Source organism: Brevibacillus jepli, assembly GCF_047229145.1.
GTDB lineage: Bacteria > Bacillota > Bacilli > Brevibacillales > Brevibacillaceae > Brevibacillus.
On the sequence record NZ_JBFEFW010000001.1, the window covers coordinates 289,659 to 308,730 of the forward strand.

Annotated in this window: 24 protein-coding genes; 12 read left to right on the forward strand and 12 right to left on the reverse strand. The window is 42.0% G+C overall.

Translation table 11 applies throughout. The features are described 5' to 3' along the window. Positions 1 to 16: 16 nt before the first annotated feature. The 5 genes from hflX (at position 17) to AB1L17_RS01435 (ending at position 5,207) form a co-directional block, all read left to right on the forward strand. Positions 17 to 1,309, forward strand: coding sequence for a GTPase HflX (gene hflX, locus AB1L17_RS01415; RefSeq protein WP_412843035.1), 1,293 nt, complete (start codon positions 17 to 19; stop codon positions 1,307 to 1,309). Positions 1,310 to 1,316: 7 nt separating this feature from the next. Further along, entirely contained in the window at positions 1,317 to 2,594 is a 1,278-nt protein-coding gene (locus AB1L17_RS01420; protein WP_412843034.1) for a methionine gamma-lyase family protein, read from the forward strand. Positions 2,595 to 2,749: 155 nt separating this feature from the next. Then, positions 2,750 to 3,160: a MerR family transcriptional regulator gene (locus AB1L17_RS01425; RefSeq protein WP_412843033.1), complete on the forward strand. Its 411-nt coding sequence runs from the start codon at positions 2,750 to 2,752 to the stop codon at positions 3,158 to 3,160. A 35-nt stretch (positions 3,161 to 3,195) separates the two neighbouring features. Beyond that, on the forward strand, positions 3,196 to 4,530 hold the full coding sequence (gene glnA, locus AB1L17_RS01430) for a type I glutamate--ammonia ligase (protein ID WP_412843032.1): 1,335 nt from the start codon (positions 3,196 to 3,198) through the stop codon (positions 4,528 to 4,530). Between the two features lie 494 nt (positions 4,531 to 5,024). After that, positions 5,025 to 5,207, forward strand: a complete 183-nt coding sequence (locus AB1L17_RS01435) for a hypothetical protein (RefSeq protein ID WP_412843031.1) — start codon at positions 5,025 to 5,027, stop codon at positions 5,205 to 5,207. 261 nt (positions 5,208 to 5,468) lie between these two features. Here AB1L17_RS01435 and AB1L17_RS01440 read toward each other — a convergent pair whose 3' ends face one another. Both AB1L17_RS01440 and AB1L17_RS01445 read right to left on the reverse strand, forming a co-directional pair. Further along, a complete protein-coding gene (locus tag AB1L17_RS01440) occupies positions 5,469 to 5,879 on the reverse strand; it encodes a GNAT family N-acetyltransferase (RefSeq protein ID WP_412843030.1) in 411 nt (136 codons plus the stop codon). 174 nt (positions 5,880 to 6,053) lie between these two features. Next, positions 6,054 to 6,476: a hypothetical protein gene (locus AB1L17_RS01445; RefSeq protein ID WP_412843029.1), complete on the reverse strand. Its 423-nt coding sequence runs from the start codon at positions 6,474 to 6,476 to the stop codon at positions 6,054 to 6,056. A 160-nt stretch (positions 6,477 to 6,636) separates the two neighbouring features. Between AB1L17_RS01445 and AB1L17_RS01450 the strand changes: the two genes are divergently transcribed. The 4 genes from AB1L17_RS01450 to AB1L17_RS01465 all read left to right on the forward strand — a co-directional run bounded on the left by AB1L17_RS01450 (position 6,637) and on the right by AB1L17_RS01465 (position 10,111). Continuing rightward, positions 6,637 to 6,903 carry a hypothetical protein gene (locus tag AB1L17_RS01450; RefSeq protein WP_412843028.1) on the forward strand — a complete coding sequence of 89 codons (267 nt, stop codon included), beginning with the start codon at positions 6,637 to 6,639 and terminating at the stop codon, positions 6,901 to 6,903. Then, a complete protein-coding gene (locus AB1L17_RS01455) occupies positions 6,900 to 7,163 on the forward strand; it encodes a BC1872 family protein (protein ID WP_412843027.1) in 264 nt (87 codons plus the stop codon). Before AB1L17_RS01450 ends, AB1L17_RS01455 begins: the two co-directional genes overlap by 4 nt. A 1,179-nt stretch (positions 7,164 to 8,342) precedes the next feature. Further along, the gene (locus AB1L17_RS01460; RefSeq protein WP_412843026.1) at positions 8,343 to 9,155 is read left to right on the forward strand and encodes a metallophosphoesterase family protein; all 813 of its coding nucleotides are present in this window, start codon (positions 8,343 to 8,345) and stop codon (positions 9,153 to 9,155) included. Positions 9,156 to 9,841: 686 nt separating this feature from the next. Beyond that, positions 9,842 to 10,111: a YolD-like family protein gene (locus tag AB1L17_RS01465; protein WP_412843025.1), complete on the forward strand. Its 270-nt coding sequence runs from the start codon at positions 9,842 to 9,844 to the stop codon at positions 10,109 to 10,111. Positions 10,112 to 10,158: 47 nt separating this feature from the next. Here the strand turns inward: AB1L17_RS01465 and AB1L17_RS01470 are convergent, their stop codons facing one another. The 3 genes from AB1L17_RS01470 to AB1L17_RS01480 all read right to left on the reverse strand — a co-directional run bounded on the left by AB1L17_RS01470 (position 10,159) and on the right by AB1L17_RS01480 (position 13,167). After that, on the reverse strand, positions 10,159 to 10,344 hold the full coding sequence (locus AB1L17_RS01470; protein WP_412843024.1) for a PspC domain-containing protein: 186 nt from the start codon (positions 10,342 to 10,344) through the stop codon (positions 10,159 to 10,161). Between the two features lie 730 nt (positions 10,345 to 11,074). Continuing rightward, a complete protein-coding gene (locus AB1L17_RS01475) occupies positions 11,075 to 11,335 on the reverse strand; it encodes a DUF1871 family protein (RefSeq protein WP_412843023.1) in 261 nt (86 codons plus the stop codon). A gap of 1,265 nt (positions 11,336 to 12,600) precedes the next feature. Further along, positions 12,601 to 13,167: a hypothetical protein gene (locus AB1L17_RS01480; protein ID WP_412843022.1), complete on the reverse strand. Its 567-nt coding sequence runs from the start codon at positions 13,165 to 13,167 to the stop codon at positions 12,601 to 12,603. Between the two features lie 178 nt (positions 13,168 to 13,345). Here AB1L17_RS01480 and AB1L17_RS01485 point away from each other — a divergent pair, with 178 nt between their 5' ends. After that, positions 13,346 to 13,471, forward strand: coding sequence for a hypothetical protein (locus tag AB1L17_RS01485; RefSeq protein WP_412843300.1), 126 nt, complete (start codon positions 13,346 to 13,348; stop codon positions 13,469 to 13,471). After that, positions 13,431 to 13,718, forward strand: coding sequence for an immunity 53 family protein (locus tag AB1L17_RS01490; RefSeq protein WP_412848858.1), 288 nt, complete (start codon positions 13,431 to 13,433; stop codon positions 13,716 to 13,718). Before AB1L17_RS01485 ends, AB1L17_RS01490 begins: the two co-directional genes overlap by 41 nt. Before the next feature lie 64 nt (positions 13,719 to 13,782). Here the strand turns inward: AB1L17_RS01490 and AB1L17_RS01495 are convergent, their stop codons facing one another. From AB1L17_RS01495 to yjcZ, 6 genes are all read right to left on the reverse strand, one after another. Continuing rightward, complete coding sequence (locus AB1L17_RS01495) at positions 13,783 to 14,439, reverse strand: YdcF family protein (protein WP_412843021.1); 657 nt, start codon at positions 14,437 to 14,439, stop codon at positions 13,783 to 13,785. Between the two features lie 472 nt (positions 14,440 to 14,911). Beyond that, positions 14,912 to 15,535, reverse strand: a complete 624-nt coding sequence (locus AB1L17_RS01500) for an acetate uptake transporter (protein ID WP_412843020.1) — start codon at positions 15,533 to 15,535, stop codon at positions 14,912 to 14,914. A 592-nt stretch (positions 15,536 to 16,127) separates the two neighbouring features. Beyond that, complete coding sequence (locus tag AB1L17_RS01505; RefSeq protein WP_412843019.1) at positions 16,128 to 16,529, reverse strand: hypothetical protein; 402 nt, start codon at positions 16,527 to 16,529, stop codon at positions 16,128 to 16,130. Positions 16,530 to 16,650: 121 nt separating this feature from the next. Further along, positions 16,651 to 17,013, reverse strand: a complete 363-nt coding sequence (locus AB1L17_RS01510) for a hypothetical protein (RefSeq protein WP_412843018.1) — start codon at positions 17,011 to 17,013, stop codon at positions 16,651 to 16,653. A 36-nt stretch (positions 17,014 to 17,049) separates the two neighbouring features. Continuing rightward, complete coding sequence (locus AB1L17_RS01515) at positions 17,050 to 17,187, reverse strand: hypothetical protein (protein WP_412843017.1); 138 nt, start codon at positions 17,185 to 17,187, stop codon at positions 17,050 to 17,052. 288 nt (positions 17,188 to 17,475) lie between these two features. Beyond that, positions 17,476 to 17,562, reverse strand: a complete 87-nt coding sequence (yjcZ, locus tag AB1L17_RS01520) for a sporulation protein YjcZ (RefSeq protein WP_412843292.1) — start codon at positions 17,560 to 17,562, stop codon at positions 17,476 to 17,478. Positions 17,563 to 17,801: 239 nt separating this feature from the next. Between yjcZ and AB1L17_RS01525 the strand changes: the two genes are divergently transcribed. Beyond that, positions 17,802 to 18,131 carry a hypothetical protein gene (locus tag AB1L17_RS01525; RefSeq protein ID WP_412843016.1) on the forward strand — a complete coding sequence of 110 codons (330 nt, stop codon included), beginning with the start codon at positions 17,802 to 17,804 and terminating at the stop codon, positions 18,129 to 18,131. 274 nt (positions 18,132 to 18,405) lie between these two features. Here AB1L17_RS01525 and AB1L17_RS01530 read toward each other — a convergent pair whose 3' ends face one another. Continuing rightward, a complete protein-coding gene (locus AB1L17_RS01530) occupies positions 18,406 to 19,038 on the reverse strand; it encodes a hypothetical protein (protein WP_412843015.1) in 633 nt (210 codons plus the stop codon). Between the last annotated feature and the right edge of the window lie 34 nt (positions 19,039 to 19,072).

Consider the following 19,072-nt stretch of genomic DNA (forward strand, 5'->3'; position numbering starts at 1 on the left):
GAAGGGGCGTGAATCGGTGAACGATCTGATTAAGACGAAAGAAACAGCCATACTGGTTGGTTGCTATTTAGATAACCGCGATGAAGAAAGAACGCGTCTTTCTATGGAAGAACTGCATGAGCTGGCAGCTACTGCAGGTGTAGAGGTACTCGACGTCATCACACAAAATCGAGACCGGGTTGATTCTGCATGGTATTTGGGTACAGGAAAAATCGATGAAATCGCGCTGAGGGCTGAAGAGCTGGATGTGGATGTCATCATTTTCAACGATGAGCTGTCCCCAAGCCAGACTCGTAATCTGGATAAAGTATTCGATTGCAAAGTGATTGATCGCACGCAGCTCATTCTGGATATTTTTGCGGGTCGTGCGCAGTCTCGTGAAGGAAAAATTCAGGTCGAGCTGGCGCAGTACAACTACTTGCTGCCTCGGCTTGCCGGGCAGGGGAAACAGCTGTCTCGTCTCGGGGGCGGTATCGGTACGCGTGGTCCGGGTGAATCCAAGCTCGAAAGCGATCGTCGCCACATCCGCAAGCGGATCAGTGAGCTCAAGCAGCAATTAGAGGATACGGTTCGGACGAGACAATTGCATCGGGAGCGTCGGAAGAAAAACAACGTGTTCCAGATTGCGTTGGTCGGCTATACGAATGCCGGGAAATCTACGATTCTCAACAAGCTAACGAATGCAAACACATTGCAGGAAGACAAACTGTTTGCGACCCTCGATCCAACGACAAGGCAGTTGGAGCTACCGAGTGGGCTGGATGTGCTGTTGACCGATACGGTTGGTTTCATTCAAGACTTGCCTACGAGTCTTGTCGCTGCATTCCGTTCGACGCTGGAAGGTGTAAAGGAAGCGGACCTCATTCTGCATGTGGTGGATAGTCATCACCCTGACTTCCAAGTACACATGGACGTCGTAGACAAGATTTTGCGCGAGCTAAAAGCAGAAGAGATTCCACAGCTAGTCGTTTTCAACAAGGCAGACATGCTTGTAGAGGGTTCTTACTTGCCACGTGCAGACGAATCAATTTTGATTTCTGCCATGCGGGAAAATGACCTGAAGCAACTGCTCGCCCGGATTGAGTCATTTGCGTTGCAATCCTTCAATGAAATGAAGCTGCGCGTTCCCGTCGAGCGCGGAGACATTCTCTCCCTTTTGCATCGGGATGGGGTAGAGATGGAACAAGAATTTAATGAAGAGGAAGCGGCCTACTTGATCACCGTCCGTGTGAACAAGGATAATCCGATATACGGCAAGATTGCTCCTTTCCTCCTGGATAAGCCAGAGACTGTTGAAGAGAGTTGGTAAGTAACAGATGTTTTCATATTTTTCCCATGGTGAAAAGCTTCGTCCCCTCGTTATGGAGGTAGAAGCGACGATCTCAGAGCGACATCGTCAAATTTCCGCATTGGTGGATACAAATCAACTGAAAGTGTTGCGTTCCTTCCAAAAGCACGAAGTCAACGAATTTCATTTTTCGCCATCTACTGGCTATGGCTACGATGATTCTGGACGTGCGACGCTAGAATCGATTTATGCCGAGGTGTTCGGTGGAGAAGCAGCTTTGGTCCGCAACCATATTATTTCAGGCACACATGCGATCGCGATTTCTTTGTTTGGAATCCTTCGACCTGGCGACGATCTTCTCTATATTACAGGCAAGCCGTACGATACGCTTGAAGAAGTGGTAGGCGTTCGCGGAGAAGGTCAAGGCTCGCTCAAGGATTATGGCATTGGGTATGACTATGTCCCATTGACGCCAGAAAGCGAGATTGATTTTGTGGCAGTCGCACAAATGATTACGCCAAAGACAAAGGTCATCGGCATCCAACGCTCGCGAGGATACGCGGACAGACCGTCGTTCACCATTGCCAAAATTCAAGAGATGATTCGCGTTGTAAAGGAAATCAAGCCCGATCTCATCGTGTTTGTAGACAATTGCTACGGTGAATTCACAGAGGAACAGGAGCCGCTGCACGTTGGTGCAGACATCATGGCAGGCTCACTGATCAAAAACCCTGGCGGCGGCTTGGTCAAAACAGGTGGTTATATCGTTGGACGCGAGGATTTGGTTCAGCTTGCTTCATATCGAATGGCTGCACCAGGAATTGGCGCGGAGGGTGGTGCATCACTCTATTCACTACTGGAGATGTACCAGGGCTTTTTCTTAGCTCCACATGTAGTGGGCGAGGCGTTAAAGGGTGCAGTATTCTCTTCGGCAATGCTGGAGCGTCTGGGCTTCAAAACGAATCCGCTGTGGCATGAACCGCGGACCGATCTGATTCAATCCGTTGAGTTCGGCAGTGCAGAACGTCTGATTACGTTTTGCCAAGGAATTCAAAAAGCAGCACCAGTCGATTCACACGTGACTCCTTATCCGAGCGAAATGCCTGGATACGCTGATCCGGTGATTATGGCTGCGGGTACGTTTATTCAAGGAGCGAGCATCGAGTTCTCGGCAGACGGCCCGATTCGCCCGCCGTACTTGGGCTTCGTTCAGGGTGGATTGACGTACTCACACGTAAAAGTGGGGATATTGACGGCGTTGAACGGGATGTTAGAAAAAGGCTTGCTCGAGATACCGAGTAAATAGGATACAAGCGGCGTTCTCTAGATCATGGAGGATGCCGTTTTTCATGTCAAAAAACTGTACATAACTTTTCGTGTAATATTTCCTAACATCTATTGACAGGATTTTTGTTATAAAATAGAATAAGACTAAGAAATACGAAACAGGAGGGACAAGTCATGAGTGATGACCTTCGCCGGAATATGGCCCTCTTTCCCATTGGGATCGTCATGAAGCTGACTGATCTCACTGCGAGGCAAATCCGTTATTACGAACAAAACGACCTCATTCAGCCAGCCCGCACAGAAGGGAAGCAGAGGCTCTTTTCCTTCAACGATGTAGATCGCTTGTTGGAGATCAAGGCTCTGATTGAAAAAGGACTGAATATTGCAGGGATCAAGCAAGTCTTGCAAATGCAAGAGCCTGCGATGGAACAAACCGAGATTTCCACAACATCCGAAGAGAAACGCAAGGACATGACCGACAAAGAGCTGCATCAGCTCCTAAGGCAGCAGATTATGTATCGCGATGCCACTCGCCATGGCGAGGGTGCATTGATACGTGGAGAGCTTTCCCGCTTCTTCCACTAGATAGAAAGCCGATATAGAGACAGGAGGAGAGAAATGTGAGCAAGTTTACAAGAGAAGACATTATGCGTTTGGCCCAAGAAGAGGACGTAAGGTATATCCGACTGCAGTTTACCGACCTGATGGGGATTATTAAAAACGTAGAAATCCCCCTGTCCCAGTTGCCAAAAGCACTCGATGGCAAAATGATGTTTGATGGTTCTTCCATCGAAGGCTTCGTGCGCATCGAGGAATCCGACATGTACCTGGTTCCTGATCTGGATACATGGGTCGTATTCCCGTGGGGCAACGAGTTTGGCAAAATTGCACGTCTGATCTGTGATATCCACATGCCAGATGGTTCTCCATTCGAAGGAGATCCGCGCTATATCCTGAAGCGTGCATTGAAAGAAGCGGAAGAAATGGGCTTCACAGCATTCAACGTAGGTCCTGAGCCTGAGTTTTTCCTGTTCAAGCTGGATGCAAAAGGCGAGCCTACGCTTGATCTGAATGACCAAGGCGGATACTTCGACTTTGCTCCACTCGACTCCGGTGAAAACTGCCGTCGTGATATCGTATTGACTTTGGAAAAAATGGGCTTTGAAGTGGAAGCTTCTCACCACGAGGTAGCTCCAGGTCAACACGAAATCGACTTTAAGTATGCAAATGCACTGCAAGCTGCTGATCAAATTTTGACGTTCAAGCTGGTTGTCAAAACCATCGCGCAAAAGCATGGTCTGCATGCTACCTTCATGCCAAAACCTCTGTATGGTGTAGCTGGCTCCGGTATGCACGCGAACCAATCGCTCTTCCGTGGTAAAGAGAATGCTTTCTATGACGAGTCCGATGAAATGGGTCTGAGCCAAACAGCTAAGCACTATTTGGCAGGTATTTTGCAGCATGCTCGCAGCTTTACAGCGATCACCAACCCGCTCGTAAACTCTTACAAGCGCTTGGTACCTGGTTACGAGGCTCCTTGCTACGTAGCTTGGTCTGCGAAAAACCGTTCTCCATTGATCCGTATCCCTGCATCCAGAGGACTGAGCACGCGCATTGAAGTGCGTAGCCCAGACCCAGCAACCAACCCATACTTGGCGCTGGCAGTTATGCTGAAAGCTGGTTTGGACGGAATCAAGAACAAAATCACTCCACCACCTGCAATCGACCGCAACATCTACGTTATGACTGAGCAAGACCGCGAAGCAAACGGTATCGAGAACTTGCCGTCTACGCTGAAGGAAGCAATCGAGTGCCTGAAAGCTGACCCGGTTATTTGCGAAGCATTGGGCGAGCATGCGCTTGTACACTTTATTGAAGCAAAAGAAATTGAGTGGGATATGTTCCGCACACGCGTTCACGATTGGGAGCGCGAGCAATATATGACTGCTTATTAATACGCGAGACCCCTTGTGCCTGTAGGTGCGAGGGGTTTTTGTTTTCGTGGGTGCGGTTGTGAAAATCGTTTCACCCACAAACGCAGCGACAAATTACCCACAATTTACTCATAAATCTTATGCAGATGGTCTTCAAATTTTCTCATGTTGCCGCTTTAGAATTTTTATAAATATAGGCTCGCTTCTGACCCAGTGACGACAGTAATACGACCTCTCCACAAAGCAGCCCTCCTTTTTCTTGGAGTGTAACGTGGGAGGATGGGACAAAAAAGTCGGGCACACAAGGTCAATTATGTTAAATCACTCGGCTAAATAAAGGAAACCGATCAAGCCATACTCCAGGCTAGTTATCAATAAATAAAGGCCAATTAAGCAGAGTAATATTGATCCTGTTTTTTCATAATACTCACCTATTTAGTAATTAACAAAAAATGTAATAATAGTTTCTTGATTTATCAAATGCGCAGAGAGATAAACAGGAGGGAGGTGGGGAAATGATTCGTGAACGGCCAGATGATTTGGCAAGGATGCTTCACTGGATACCTTACTCTGTGAAGAATACAAGGCGGCTTACGACACACCAAACGATTATGGCGATCGAGCCAGTCGTTTTTTTGATTAAATGTCGGCAATGGTTCCGGGTAAAGACGCGATCAATATCTGGGTGGATATGCTAGAGGTATTGCAGATGATTCTTATCAAGTAAAGCAGTGGAATGATTTTCCGAACAACAAAATTCCAATAATAGCTTAGCGGTTGAAGGAGATCCAATTCGAGAGTAGACCAGCACTCCAGGCATTGGAAGGGATCGACGCAAAACGGGGGAACAGACGATTTTCTCGCTGCCTGGGATGTAACTGATGTTTACATAACTTAAATGATAAATTTGCAAAATTTAAAACTCCTCCAGACTTGGAGGAGCTTGCTGTGAATGCTAACTAAATTGGTGCTACTCGAAACATTCCTGTTAAAGCAGGGTACTGTTTAAAGTCGTATTTCTCATACAGTATCTTACCTTCGTTAGAAGAAAAGAGACCAATAAAAGCTTTATCGGGAGCATTCCCTTTTAGATAGGACATGAGTTTGTCCATAATCATTGTACCTATCCCCATTTTTTGAAACTCCGGAAGTACAACAATATCTTGAAGGTAAAAATAAACGTACCCATCGCCGATAATTCGGCCCATACCAATTATTTTACCTTCGAAGAGAACAACAACTGAATACAAAGAATTTTCAAGTGAGTCTTCGATCACTTTGAAATTCATCATCTTGTCCCAACCAACTGAAACGCACAATTGATGAAACTCTTCAAGAGTAGGAATGCGTTCTATAATCTCAAATGTCATATAACTCCTCGCTTTCAAATTATCTATGTCAGAGGATATAACTTCATTTGAGGCACCTCCTTAATGTTCATTCGTGAAAATATTACCATTTTTTGCTTTGAAAGCTCAATATTTGAACTTATTGAGAAGAGTATTTATCACAATGTGTATCAAGATAAAGCTGGATTGAATAAATCATTCTTCTACAAAACGTCTATATCTAATTAGCACCACTTCTGGATCTTCTTCGATAGGCATGTATTGTACCCAATAGTAGTCATAATGTCTTTCAAATTCCTTTCTATCGTTGTAGGACGAAGTGACGTCTTCAGCTAAATTATCAACCGGTAGAAGATACAGATTTAATACTTCTGATACAAAAGGAACTATGGTGGGATCGTTATTAACGTATAAATCAATGCTAATTAGAGAGTGGTCTGTAGTCATCATTGCAGCAACACCAGCTTTTGTCTTTGGGTTCAGGAAGGCAAATTCTGAATCAGGAGAAAGACTTTCATCAACTAGATAATTACTTCTTTTTGCAATCTCTTTTAACTGATCTAATGACGGAATCGAAATCAGTGTGTGTTTTTGCAAATTGTTTTCTGGTGAATGCATTACTATTTGACCTCCAATTTTTGTAGAACAAATTAGGTCTAGAACAATTCTTCCTTTATTAAAGTATTACACCTTTGTACAGGTTCTATATATGTTTACTTAACAAACTAGTTAGGGAGGAAAGAGACATGGAAATAAATTGGTCGTATATACCAAGGGCATGTCAAAAGAACAGGCTGAACAGGGAATCAAAACAATGCTGAATAAAGCCTACGCGTTCGTGGACGGCGCTGATATCACCAACGGAGAGATTCATTTTGACTTCTTATTCGACGATGAAACAGGTGGATCAATTGAGGTGAGGTTCGCTTCACATGCGGCAGATTTATTGGGGATCGAAATTTCAGGACATTTCCCTTGGGACGTAATTGAGATTTATAACCTGGTCGAAAGGTTGCTGGCCGAAGGGAATGGTGGTACAGCATGACCGAGCAGCAACTCGTTGAAACACTGGCAACGAAGGTGATGGGGTGGGAAAAGGGAACGAACTTTTACAACCAGAGGGATTACTTTTATGGATTTGATGATACATGGATATGGGCGAGTGAATGGAACCCACTCCAAAACATAGCCGATGCGTGGCACATCGTAGACAAGTTGGTTTCGAATGGCTGGTTGTATGAATTATCCAATGAGCGGCGATGGTTTCAAAAGATACATCTTGGGTGGGAACTCAAAGAAACCTAGGCGGTTTGAAGGCTATGGGGCGGCACCGCAAGAGGCTATTTACAAAGCTGCTCTGAAGGTTAGTTAACAAATCGGTAATTTGGATAACAGACAATCTTGGTGAAAAAATACCTCACCTTTGTAGGTGAGGTAAGAAAGTTATTTTAATTTTTTTGCATCCTATAGCTCGATGACGGTGTAACTGATCGTACTTTTCCCACCACGGCTATCAGTAATTTCGTAAGAAACTGTCGCGGTGCCGCTGGCGATTCTACTAATCAATAAGAAGCCAGATTCATTCGTAAAGGTCACTTTCGTAGGATCACTACTGGTTAAGTTAGATATGGTTGCTGTGCCACCGTAACCGTCGACTGCTACCTCACCTGAGAGTATTCCCGAACCACTACCAACACGAATAGAAAAAATAGCCCCGTTTTTCCAGCTTGGATGAAGTGTAACATTTGCAGGTTGATCGCTATTCTCGTCTTATACCTCTCTCTATATCGGCTTTTTAACGAGCCTACACAGTACAGGCGCCTTTCAGCGCATACGGCGTTCCACCAACGGATAAAAAGATGAAGATCTACAATGGGCACTTTTAGCCTATCAAACTCGGCTCACAAAATTCTCACAAGAAACAAGTAAATGTATTAGAACGATAAACACCATCAATGTAGCATTTTACTAGACACACGATGTGAAGTCATTTTAGAATACCCACATCCTTCAATTCCAAATAAAGAAGTGGATACTTATATCCCATCAACTAACATAAGAGCAGGTCTAGTATTAGAATTTTAGTATGATCGTCAAATTCCAAGCGGAAAAAATTCACCAAGACCACATCAAGCAGGGAGACTGTTTAATGATGTTTATAGGCTTACTATGTTTAGATCAGACCTAGATGCTAGATTAATCCTAATCTATGTAACTGATAGTGAATTGACTCAATATTTCAGAAATGCAAAAAATGCATTGAATAAATTTTTTGATTTAAATGTTGATGAGTCCATGAAAATAGATGAGGAGTTTATAACTAGTAAAAGCGAAACTTTTCAAAAAGCAATTTCTGGTCAACTCAATGTCACTGTCAAATCCCTCTTTAAAACAGACCTTGCCAGAGGTCATAACATAAGGATTTATGAAATAATGAAAAATTGCTATTAACACAATATTTCGAGTGGAAAGCAGGTGAGTGGCATGAGTAAAGGATTTGATCTTATCTCAGACGTTCATTTGGATTTTTGGGTTAAAGTTGAAAATCCACTACACAAAATGATGCCGCAAATTAAAAACTTTATTAAAGGATTTTTGCCTGAAAATCACCATAAAGTGCTTGTCATTGCTGGTGATCTGGGCCATTACAATTGGCAAAATAAAATATTGATTGAAGAGTTGAAACAGATATATGAGCACATTCTGATAGTTGCAGGAAACCATGATTACTATCTGGTTAGTGCAAATCAAGAAGAGCAGTACGGGGGAAAATCTCTTAATCGCGTAAGCGAAATGAAAGAAATATGCAGCTTGATATCATCTAATGTGCATTATCTTGATGGCAACACAATAGAGATCGATGGGATTACGTATGGAGGAGTTGGAATGTGGTACGACTTCTCATATGGGATTAAAGAGCTTGGATATTCAAAAGAGGCACTTTATTCGAAGTGGTGGGAAATAATGAACGACTCCAGACTGATCAAGGGTTTGTTGGACAAGCCATTTACATTTGCTGACGAAGAGAAGAAGAAACTTGACGTTATCCTTGAGTCATCAGATGTAATCATCACACATGTGGGAGGCGATTGGAGCAAGGCAGACCGTGATCTGGTCAACTCATTTTATTACTTTGACGGAAGTTCTTACTTTTCACAACTTGAAGGTAAGGTTTGGTGTTTCGGGCATTCTCATCAGCGCTTTGATTACGAAGCGTATGGTTGTCGGTTTGTAAATGCTGCATTCGGATACCCCGGTGAAAACAAAAAACGAAGTGTTGTGCAGATCGAAGTGTAAAAAGACCGTTGCAGTGCTTAACATACGATTTCAAGTGATTCCTTCAGAATATTTCTGCGAATGCCACAGGGACATTCATCTGATTAGCTAGCCTCATAAAATTGCCAAACTCTAAAAAGGGGTTCGGGAGATTCGCTCAGCACTGTGGCAGATGACCTTGTTTACCAATCCAGCTTTATGTCAGCAATCAACCGAGACAGCCCAGGTCGGATCCTAGTCAATGGTTTTAACGTCGATTTCCATGTACACCTTATGTTCTATGTCTTGTACAAGCGGCATATAGGGCTCCATTTACTTTTGGGTCATCCGAAAATCGCTGGAGGCAGTACGGATAAAAACAGCAAACATAAGATCACCTCGATCAAGTTTCCCTTGCTAACAGACAAAAAAATAACCCCCATTCGGGAGCACGTATATATGTTCGGCAAAAACATTTAATGCTCCACTAAAAAATGGGGCTTTTCTTTTTTCGTCACCCATCATAAAATAAGAACAAACGTTCGTGAAAGGGTGATTAACGTGGAGACAATTAAAGCAGTGATTGATGGCCAATTCCAAGCTGTTCCGGTTTTAACCCCAAAGCATCTCAAAGCTATAAGCAAAATCCACACAGGTGTAAGCCCAGGATGCGCTCCTGACATTCTTCGAGACTTAATTGAGGCTGGATTAGTGGAGGAGACTGGCAAATGAGCTTACTGTATGAACATCACTATGAGTCGGTAGTGACTCCCTTACCTCCGATCAATCCTGCTTCACTGGCTGAAATGAATGTCATTATTTACGACTCTGTTCGAAAAGACTATGCAATCAATGTTAGTTGGCATGAGGACTGTATCCGTAGGGAATGGGGCGTCGTAAAGGATATCGACCGAATTGCGAACAAGATCAAGCTTGTTAGGGTCGAAGGAGTTTGGTGGGTGCCAGTTGAAAAATTGCTGCAGGTTGAACGGATATGAATGGATCTGCTCAATGGCGGTTTAAATCATAATGCAAAATACGACCTTTACAATCGTCTATCTTCTTCGAGAATATTCCCCAAAATTAAATACACAATGCCTAAAACAGGGCCTGCGAAAACAACGAAAATAAGTCTCACAATAAATGAAGAGATACCAAAAAAATCTGCAATACCACCACAAACACCTAAAATAGATTTGTCAGTAGAAGATCTTTTCAACTGTCTCGTCATTATAAACCTCCTAAAAAAACAAAATCTCCATACTTTAATTTGGACATTCAATTATTATTTCGTGCCATCATGGGATACACATTAGCCATAACTTACATGCTTCTATGACCTGGCCGTTCTTAGATGAATTTCATGCGAGTCACTGTTTCTAATAGTAATACTGCGTAGGTGTTTCACAGTATGTCAAAGGATCAGGGTAGCGTTTCCCGTCCCCACTAAAGAGCTCACAAACCACGGCGTAAACCCAAAGTTAAGGGGTGGAAAAAATGGGGACTTGAATCGCTGGAATAGTTAGCTGTTTTAATAGAACGAATCAAACGGTATAAAACGATCGGACAATTCCCAAACAAATGGACAACGCTTCTGACCAAGTAACGACATTAATACGACATTAATACGACCTATTTACAAATCAACACTCCTTTTTCTTAGAGTGTGATGTGGGAGGATGGGACAAAAAAGTCGGGCACACAAGCTCAATTATAAAATTGATCCTGTTTTTTCCAACGTTGTTTTTTCATAATACTCACCTATATGGTAATTTTATCAATTGCGCAGAGAGATAAACAGGAGAGAGATGGGGGAATGATTCGTGATCGGTCAGATGAAATGGCAAGGATGCTTCACTTAACACCTTACTCCCGTGAAGAATAGAAGGCGGCTTACGACCCACCAAGCGATGATGGCGGCCGGGGACAGATGAAATGCTAGGGAAGCCATTCGTTAATTGTTAATCGCTATCGATTGTAACTAGAATGCGAGCGACATCCAGGCATTCTGCAAACGGACGAATATAAATTTCGTCATCGAAGTATTCGATGAAAATGCTTTCTAAATGTTTGGCGAACTCTTCAGGCATACTGTAGTTAGATTGAAGGAGCTTAATAATCTCATTTATTTCATTTCGGTAATGATCGTGTTCGGGATCTATACCAATTAACCCAATCGGGTCCCATTGATCAATAATGTTTTTTACTTTAGCATAAATCAATTGCTTCACCTTAAAATTTGGTCAGTCTAAGTATATTACCATAAAAAAGCGGATGTAAACTTATTGGTTAGGAAGAGAATAAGTATGGATAAATAAGCAGTTTTAGACGTTTTGAAGAGCTTGGAAGTGGGCCTGAAACTCAACGCCGTAAATATCTCTGATGAAGTGATTAATACATACTGTGAGGATGACTCATTTGATGTGTTCGCCCTAGCTTTTGCAGAAGGTTAGACAGATTACTATGAAAAAGGAAGTTCGTTTTGTGGGGAACTATTAATACAGAGCTGCGTACTCGGGTATTAAACGGAGAAGGAACGGCAGAGGATGCAAAGAGGCGTCTGAAACAGATTGGTACAAAACCAGTAACGGTATGATAGAAGTTAACAAATCATATTGCTCACGTTGCAATGATCTACCTAATACCCAGTCCAGTCTTCGTCATTATACGAAATGATTCCAAGTATAAACAGAGCAACAATAAAAATGCTCACATATAACCACTTAGTTTTTAAAGACTTTGAATTCAAGATGAGAATCCATCCAATAAGAAGAATTAATGTAATTACCATTTGAGCGAGCCCCCTTCAAGATAAACCACGAAAAAAGGAATGGAAAGGACGGGTATTACAATTATAACTGTCGAGAAAGTAAGTCTTCATGGGCTTCCCAACGGGGTGGACCGTGTTAGAGCTACCGGGAAACACAGTGGTTTCGTATCACGCATATCTTACCAAGTTGCATTTCACCAAGATTGGCAGCGGCATGGTTTTCAGGGGGTAGGAAAGTAATCGTTCAAGAGAATCGAGTAAATAAGTATCCCAAAGATCAAAGCAACAATACCTTGAATATGATTCCTATGTTTTATATGGAAAATTCCTATTGCTAAAAACGAGAAGAGAAGGCCGAGAATGGCCCAGAAGAAATGGTTTTCATTACGTAGTTTTGCTTCTCTAAATAACCAGATGCTCATCAAGATACTGATAATTGGTACAAGCATATTGTTTACTCCCTAGATATCATAATGTATTACAAAATTATACAACAAGTGGATTGTTCGGGGAAATATGAACAAATTATCACAACATAAGATTAGTAAAGTAAGAAGCTTGGCACTCACGATGTGTACGAGTAATGGTTTTTCAGCAGCTTACGTCCACACAGAAAAAGGAAACAAGCTGAAGTCGATTGAGTTTCGATCTCAGCTTGTGGACGAAATGCATGCTATCTGTCAATCTATTATAGATGCGGTTATCCAATTGTTCTGATTAGCCAACACGCTTGATCAGGTTCATTGTTCCTGTTGATCTGATAATGATCCATCCGTCAGGAACAGGCGAACCAAGCATCACCCATACCTCCTGACCAGAAGGAGCGTTATTAAGATTTTTAAGGAGGTTCATATTTCCTGAACTCCTGATCACAACCCATCCGGTTGGAATAGAAGAACCCAGCATTACCCATACTTCCTGACCAGAAGAAGCGTTGTTAAGATTTTTTAGCAGGTTCATATTTCCTGAACTCCTGATCACAACCCATCCAGTTGGAATAGGGGAGCCTAGCATTACCCAAACCTCGTAACCAGCAGGAGCGTTATTAAGATCCTTAATCAGGTTCATATTTCCAGAAGTTCTGATCACGACCCATCCGGTTGGAATAGGAGAGCCTAGCATTACCCAGATTTCCTGACCAAATGCGGCATTCTTGATTTTTGTTGTTGCGAAGTTAGGCACCTTCTCCTGAGAAGGTAGAGCTGCCCCTTGGGCTTTTGCAGCTATAGCTGGTACAGAGACAACTGCGCTTAAAGTCAGGATTATCAAGGTTTTCTTAAACATTAGCATCAACCTTTCATAATAGTGGTAAATGTAATTGAGAAACGATTATCGAGTGGATGTCATTCGTTGCGGCAATTCCATTAAAAATAAGATGGATCGTTCATCTCCTTTTCCGAAATTACCAACATATACCATTTTAAGGGGTATCGAGTTCCTTTTCTTTAGGAGATATTGTCGAATGGTAGACAAAGTAGGCGACATGTTTGGGATGGGATTAATTAAATGTGTGAAATATCTTGGAAGGGATGGATTTAAAAATGGAGATGCTAAAGTGGTTGGAAAATTTTTACTCATCCAATTGTGATGGAGACTGGGAGCATGGTTATGGAATAACGATCAGTACTATTGATAATCCGGGGTGGTCAATAAAGGTTAACTTACAAGATACGCCTCTGGAGAACAAAAGACCCTTTCAGAATTATGTTGTAGAAAGAACCGAGAATGATTGGGTACATTGCAGATTGAAAGACGGATGTTTTGAAGCATTTGGTGGTCCGGAAAACCTGAATGAAATACTTGAGTTTTTTAAACGATGGGCAGAGAGTTCATGATGATAATCACTCCAGCTCAACACGAAATCCGGATTGTTCATTCTGGATAGAAATGTAAAAAGGATTATGAAATAGTCCCTCTCAACAAGCATGATATTCTTTCCAGCTCTCCGATCACTCTATTTTTTCCAGGTTCAGTATCCGCCCAGTTACTCTTTTCAATGCCTCTATCATCAGTTAGACCCATGACATCAAGAATGGTACCTTCCGGAGCATACTTTTCACCTAATATTAAGAAACGCCTCATAAAAAAGGCTTTTCCGACTAAAAGGACGTTCTTGAACGGTATTGATTGCTGAAGTGGGATTTGAAATGAGTATCTGACAATTTCGTCGATGGTACTACCTTTTGTAATGTGAATAATGTCATTTTCGGGGATACCGCCCTCCACAAGGATAGGTCTGAACATCTCATATTCTGACTTTCCATTCATGAATCGATTGGGAGCAGAAGATAAAGTAATCTTCGAAAAGCCTTCTTGTTTATAAAAGTGAATAATTTGATCATTTAATTCTGCATAATGTCCAGGATGATAAATGACAAGATCAGGATATGAAAATAAGTGTTTTCGTTCTGCGAATATGAATTCCGAGATTTCTTCGAAGCAGTACAATCCATAATCACCATCTTCTTGCAAAGGATAACTTGATTTTAATTTACTGGTTTCTTCTAACACAACGGTAATTTTGTATAGGTAAGAGAAAGTGATGTTGATTTGCACTCCTTGTAGTAGACATTGGAAAAACACCCTAGATTTAAAAACAATGAATATTTTAGGGGATGCTTTTGCGTGGCTAAAAAGGTGCGAAAATTCCATTCATTTAGTTTTGAGATGAAGGAGAAAGCGAAGTATTTATGAGGATAAGGTTTTAGAATTATCGGTTATAAGGTCCCACTCTTTCTTAATGCCAACCATCTTTTAATATCCGACCACATCATTTTGGAAGTGACGATTGCAAACATTTCAATCCACTTATCAACATGACCAGGGGAATCAGCTATAAAAACCATATAGATACATGTAGCAACTGATAAAAACCAAATAGTGGCGAATAATGGCAATTGTGTCACCTCATAAAGGAATACGGCTACGTAGCAAAATTGTTTCAGTGCTCATTCATGTTTTCCTCTGGAATTGGACGCAATAGAAAAAGCCGCTCCAACGCGGATCGGCGAGGTGAGCGGCTAACGAATTAAGAACGAGCTTTGAAAATCCCGAACGGACGACCGACAGGAAGGAATACCCTACCAAAATGAATATTTAGGACAGCTGCACCTGCACCGTAGAAGGAGAGAAGAGCGATTCCCATCTCAGCATAAGCAGCCATTGGTTTGAATACTCCAGAAGCGATGCCAAAAGCATCAAAAGTCAGACCCACGAACAGGACGTCAATAAGTACGAAGATAAAGAACAATACTTTATGAGTCTCCATTGCTCCAATCGTCATGAGAATGGAGAAGATGAGATATCCTGCAAAAGCAAAGCCGAGCTGTGCGCCGTCAGCGTTAGCAGCGAGAGTCTCACCGAATACGCCGAGCTTCACAAGCCAGCTGCTTGCTGTCGCGAACCAGAAGAACGCATACGCGCCAAAAGCGGTCGTCCCGAATGTGTTGTTGTGCTTCGCATCGAGGATAGATGCGTAGAGCTGGGCAAAAGCACCGAGGAAGATTGCCCAAGGGATCACAAGTCCAAGACCTTCTGTCAGCCCAAGCTTTTGAGATGAAGCTACGAACGTAACGATAGCCAGTCCGAACAGTCCGATCGCGCTAGGATCGGCTGTGACGATTTTGACGTTGGTTTGTGGTTGACTGTTCATGTTAGTAGTAAAAGCCTCCAATAATGCAGGGTAAACCTGTGAAAGATTTTGACATTCTACCGATAGCAGAATAGTACTGATCTATTCTAATCGAAAATATACCCGACGTATAGAGGGGAAATTAGAGCGCAGGGGAGGGGTCACGACAATCACACTTTTTGAACGCATAAGCAGCTGAATGACTAGAGTGAAAAAAAGACCATCCCTCGCCACTCTCATGGCTTTTGGGACAGCCTATCTAGAACTTTCATACAGATAATCAAGGGCAGAGACAGTAGCCATGATATATGATGCATGAATCTCCGCAAGGCTCCGATGGATGATTTGAACCTAACTTTTTAAGAAGTTTTTTGAACATGGTAATCACCTCCAAGGAAGATATGTTTTCCACGTATTACCATATTATTTTCGGTAGGTGACTATAAGAACAGTTAGTTTGTTTACAAATTGCTCATTTCATATCTTTTGGTAAAAGTCTTCAAGCGTACATCTCCAAGCTGAGAGTGGAGACATTGCCCATAAGTAAATCGGTAATCATAGCAGGACGACCGTACCTGTCTTCATTATCAGGACGGGCTAACATGTATATTTTTTACTGAATCGTATAAGTAGCGACGATAACATTTTGATCCTCATAGGAATATGGGGCTTGAAATTGTACGTAGCGATATCCGTCCTCCTTAGCTTTAATAATGATACCTGTCGTACCGCTCCAAATCTGTGTATTTTGATCATTATAGACTGTGTAATTAGCGAAGCTACCTTTGGGGCTAATACGAAGCTCCTGCCCTTTTTTTAAATAAATCGCTTCTTTCTCGCTTAACTGGCCAGGATTAAGGTAGTAGTATTTTGTGAATGGTTGTTCTTTTGTTTGCTCCGTGGATGCAGTGGTTGGTTCATCTTGTACTTGAGCATGGGTAGATGAGGAAGCATATGCAGGTGCGGCAGAGATAAGTAAAGCGAGAATAGCAATAGAGAGAAGCTGTTTTTTCATACCTATTACACCCCTTTGTATCAATTCTGATCAATTTCTAAAAACACGAACTAAAGATAATTATAGGGAACAAGGCTGCCAACTTGGAGCAAGTGGCAAAAGGTAATAAGCATCCGCCATCTCATCCTCGAAAATGACGAGCATTTTTCTGCTTCAAAATGGAATAGAACATGATAATTCCAGATCCTAGTAAGCCAATAACACTCATCACCGTATCATAAGGATGAAAATGGTGGGTAAATACTTGAGCAGTAGAAAGTCCCCACAGTAATGTAGGGATAAACAGGAAGATATGTACTTTACCATTATGCGTGAACCTGACATAGGTAAGAGCTACTACCGTAGAAACGAGATAACTGAGCGAGAAAAGGATCGTGTCACCGGTCGAAATCGTTACGGGAGTATCGCTTGAGAGAAGTGATTTTCCGGCCCAAAGAATAAAGAACCAAAAAGCAAATGCCAATCCAATCAGCATTCTTATCATGACTGGGTGCTTATCAGTCTTTCTTTGATTGTTTTTTTAAGCGTTATAGGTTGGCCATCCGCAATACCCATCAGCTTCACATGGTACATGTTGTTCTTTTGCGTTGCTAACACCAGGAAATGAAAGAGACAGTAATAAAGCAGCAGCAATACCGAACAGAGTAAGCTTTTTCATAAATCTTCCCCCTCGAAAGTTATATTTCCAAAAAAAGTATACGCGCAGGAACGCCATATATTCTGAAAATAAAAGGGAGTAGCTGGTTGAGCTACTCCAATCATTGTTGCAAAGGATATCATGCTGAGCAATCCTACAAGAATCAGGGGCAAGATGTAATAATAAGAGAACATAGTAATCCAATTAAATAATTGTTGAAAAGCTTCTGGAGATACGGGGCCTTTTCCCATATTATCGTAAAAATGGGTAAGAAAGGGCAGCTTAGCCGCCCTTAGCATTGGACTGATATTAGCAATCATCACAACTGCAGGCAACAATTGTTAATAAAACGAAAAGAACTAAGACTAAAGAAAAATTATCGTCAAAAAATCCCATTGATATCACCCCTATCTGAGAATGAGGAACAACCCCAAACTCAAGCTATGCAATTTGGGGAACGATGTAAGGGCGATATCACATATAGTGAAAAATTTGGGCATGCAAAACATAACAAATTGCTCAGGAAGATAGGGGGCTTAAGGTGGCTGAAGCTCTTAAACAGAAACTAGAGTGGATGTTTAACAGTGGTTATCTAACCAATACTGGGATGAGATCTGGAAACGCTAGAAAAGCATTTGAATTTTGAATATACATGTGAGTGGGCACGTGCTGAAATTATTTCAATCAAAAGCGATGATTTCTGGTTTCACTTGAGTAAAGAGCAAGGGCTCTATTCTATCTATGCCATGAATAACTATAAGGGGAAGTATCAAGAATTAATTGGAATTGAAACAGTGCTTTCGGAGTTAAAAGGGGAAATCGACTATGAAATAGATGATGATTTTTTACAAGACACCATGTGGTGGAGATTTCATATACCGTGTGTTCAAGGGATACACTTTGTACCCCAGAAAGAGTGGAATGATGATACACCGATAGATTTTATAAGCGTTTTTATTCCCTGATAGCTTATTACGCAAATAGAAAAAAGAAAAACCTCCCAAAAAGGGAGCGCTGCTAGTAATTAGGGGACGTACTGTTCAGTCATTTTTGTGACGACTCCATTTGTTACTTCAATGTGGTCCTCTTCTTTGGGGGTGAAATGTGGGGCACAATGAATGTTTATGTGAAATGAGCATCTGATTATTACAAAAAAACCTCACCCAATAAGGTGAGGTGCTTGATAACAGCAAACATTGATGGACCAGCGAACGACGCTCAAATTTTTGAGTTCGAGCTTTAGTACATTCTCGTGATGATCCGTGAATGTGTTCCGTCTTCGGTAACCTCCCAGCCTCTTGGTATTTCAAAAGAAAAGGATGGCGAGGGATGCTTGAGAACTTCAATGCTTGATTGAGTAGGCACATTGCTTATATTGACAATATGTTTTTCATAGAGATTTACCCCTACGACGACCCAGCCATAAGGTACGGGCTGACTGGTACTTATCCATTTATTCTCCAGCTCATTAGGCTGGTATCGTTTTTTCGTCTCATTTTTTATATCGATATAAGCTTGTCTTTTACTGTTATAACCTCTACCGATTACGACCCAGCCGGAAGGTACATTAAAGCTATAGCTTCTTTCCACCGCACCATACGGAGCACCAACAATGTATTTGGCTACTTCATATCCAAGTGTCCCTCCACGGTGTGGCTCTCTTTCGATAGAAATCCAACCATTTGGCATGAATGTATCGTAAGCTACTACTAACGTATCACCATACTGCCAGTTACCTTCAAAGACATTTGTTGCTCGGGCGATATTATTTTTTCCCTTTGCTCCCGTATTCGTTTCTGCTGCTTGTGAAGGTACGATTAAGAACGATGATGCCAGGACGAAAATACCGAAACTTCTTACCAAGCTTTTCATAATCTTTCTCCTCCATATGAGTGCAATAAATAAA

What these genes read in the sequence shown, in the direction of transcription:
- AB1L17_RS01420 (WP_412843034.1), top strand. Translation starts at nt 1,317, where the DNA reads ATGTTTTCATATTTTTCCCATGGTGAAAAGCTTCGTCCCCTCGTTATG.
- AB1L17_RS01425 (WP_412843033.1), top strand. Translation starts at nt 2,750, where the DNA reads ATGAGTGATGACCTTCGCCGGAATATGGCCCTCTTTCCCATTGGGATC.
- AB1L17_RS01435 (WP_412843031.1), top strand. Translation starts at nt 5,025, where the DNA reads ATGATTCGTGAACGGCCAGATGATTTGGCAAGGATGCTTCACTGGATA.
- AB1L17_RS01440 (WP_412843030.1), bottom strand. Translation starts at nt 5,879, where the DNA reads ATGACATTTGAGATTATAGAACGCATTCCTACTCTTGAAGAGTTTCAT.
- AB1L17_RS01445 (WP_412843029.1), bottom strand. Translation starts at nt 6,476, where the DNA reads ATGCATTCACCAGAAAACAATTTGCAAAAACACACACTGATTTCGATT.
- AB1L17_RS01450 (WP_412843028.1), top strand. Translation starts at nt 6,637, where the DNA reads ATGTCAAAAGAACAGGCTGAACAGGGAATCAAAACAATGCTGAATAAA.
- AB1L17_RS01455 (WP_412843027.1), top strand. Translation starts at nt 6,900, where the DNA reads ATGACCGAGCAGCAACTCGTTGAAACACTGGCAACGAAGGTGATGGGG.
- AB1L17_RS01460 (WP_412843026.1), top strand. Translation starts at nt 8,343, where the DNA reads ATGAGTAAAGGATTTGATCTTATCTCAGACGTTCATTTGGATTTTTGG.
- AB1L17_RS01465 (WP_412843025.1), top strand. Translation starts at nt 9,842, where the DNA reads ATGAGCTTACTGTATGAACATCACTATGAGTCGGTAGTGACTCCCTTA.
- AB1L17_RS01470 (WP_412843024.1), bottom strand. Translation starts at nt 10,344, where the DNA reads ATGACGAGACAGTTGAAAAGATCTTCTACTGACAAATCTATTTTAGGT.
- AB1L17_RS01480 (WP_412843022.1), bottom strand. Translation starts at nt 13,167, where the DNA reads ATGTTTAAGAAAACCTTGATAATCCTGACTTTAAGCGCAGTTGTCTCT.
- AB1L17_RS01485 (WP_412843300.1), top strand. Translation starts at nt 13,346, where the DNA reads ATGGTAGACAAAGTAGGCGACATGTTTGGGATGGGATTAATTAAATGT.
- AB1L17_RS01490 (WP_412848858.1), top strand. Translation starts at nt 13,431, where the DNA reads ATGCTAAAGTGGTTGGAAAATTTTTACTCATCCAATTGTGATGGAGAC.
- AB1L17_RS01500 (WP_412843020.1), bottom strand. Translation starts at nt 15,535, where the DNA reads ATGAACAGTCAACCACAAACCAACGTCAAAATCGTCACAGCCGATCCT.
- AB1L17_RS01505 (WP_412843019.1), bottom strand. Translation starts at nt 16,529, where the DNA reads ATGAAAAAACAGCTTCTCTCTATTGCTATTCTCGCTTTACTTATCTCT.
- AB1L17_RS01510 (WP_412843018.1), bottom strand. Translation starts at nt 17,013, where the DNA reads ATGATAAGAATGCTGATTGGATTGGCATTTGCTTTTTGGTTCTTTATT.
- AB1L17_RS01515 (WP_412843017.1), bottom strand. Translation starts at nt 17,187, where the DNA reads ATGAAAAAGCTTACTCTGTTCGGTATTGCTGCTGCTTTATTACTGTCT.
- yjcZ (WP_412843292.1), bottom strand. Translation starts at nt 17,562, where the DNA reads ATGGGATTTTTTGACGATAATTTTTCTTTAGTCTTAGTTCTTTTCGTT.
- AB1L17_RS01530 (WP_412843015.1), bottom strand. Translation starts at nt 19,038, where the DNA reads ATGAAAAGCTTGGTAAGAAGTTTCGGTATTTTCGTCCTGGCATCATCG.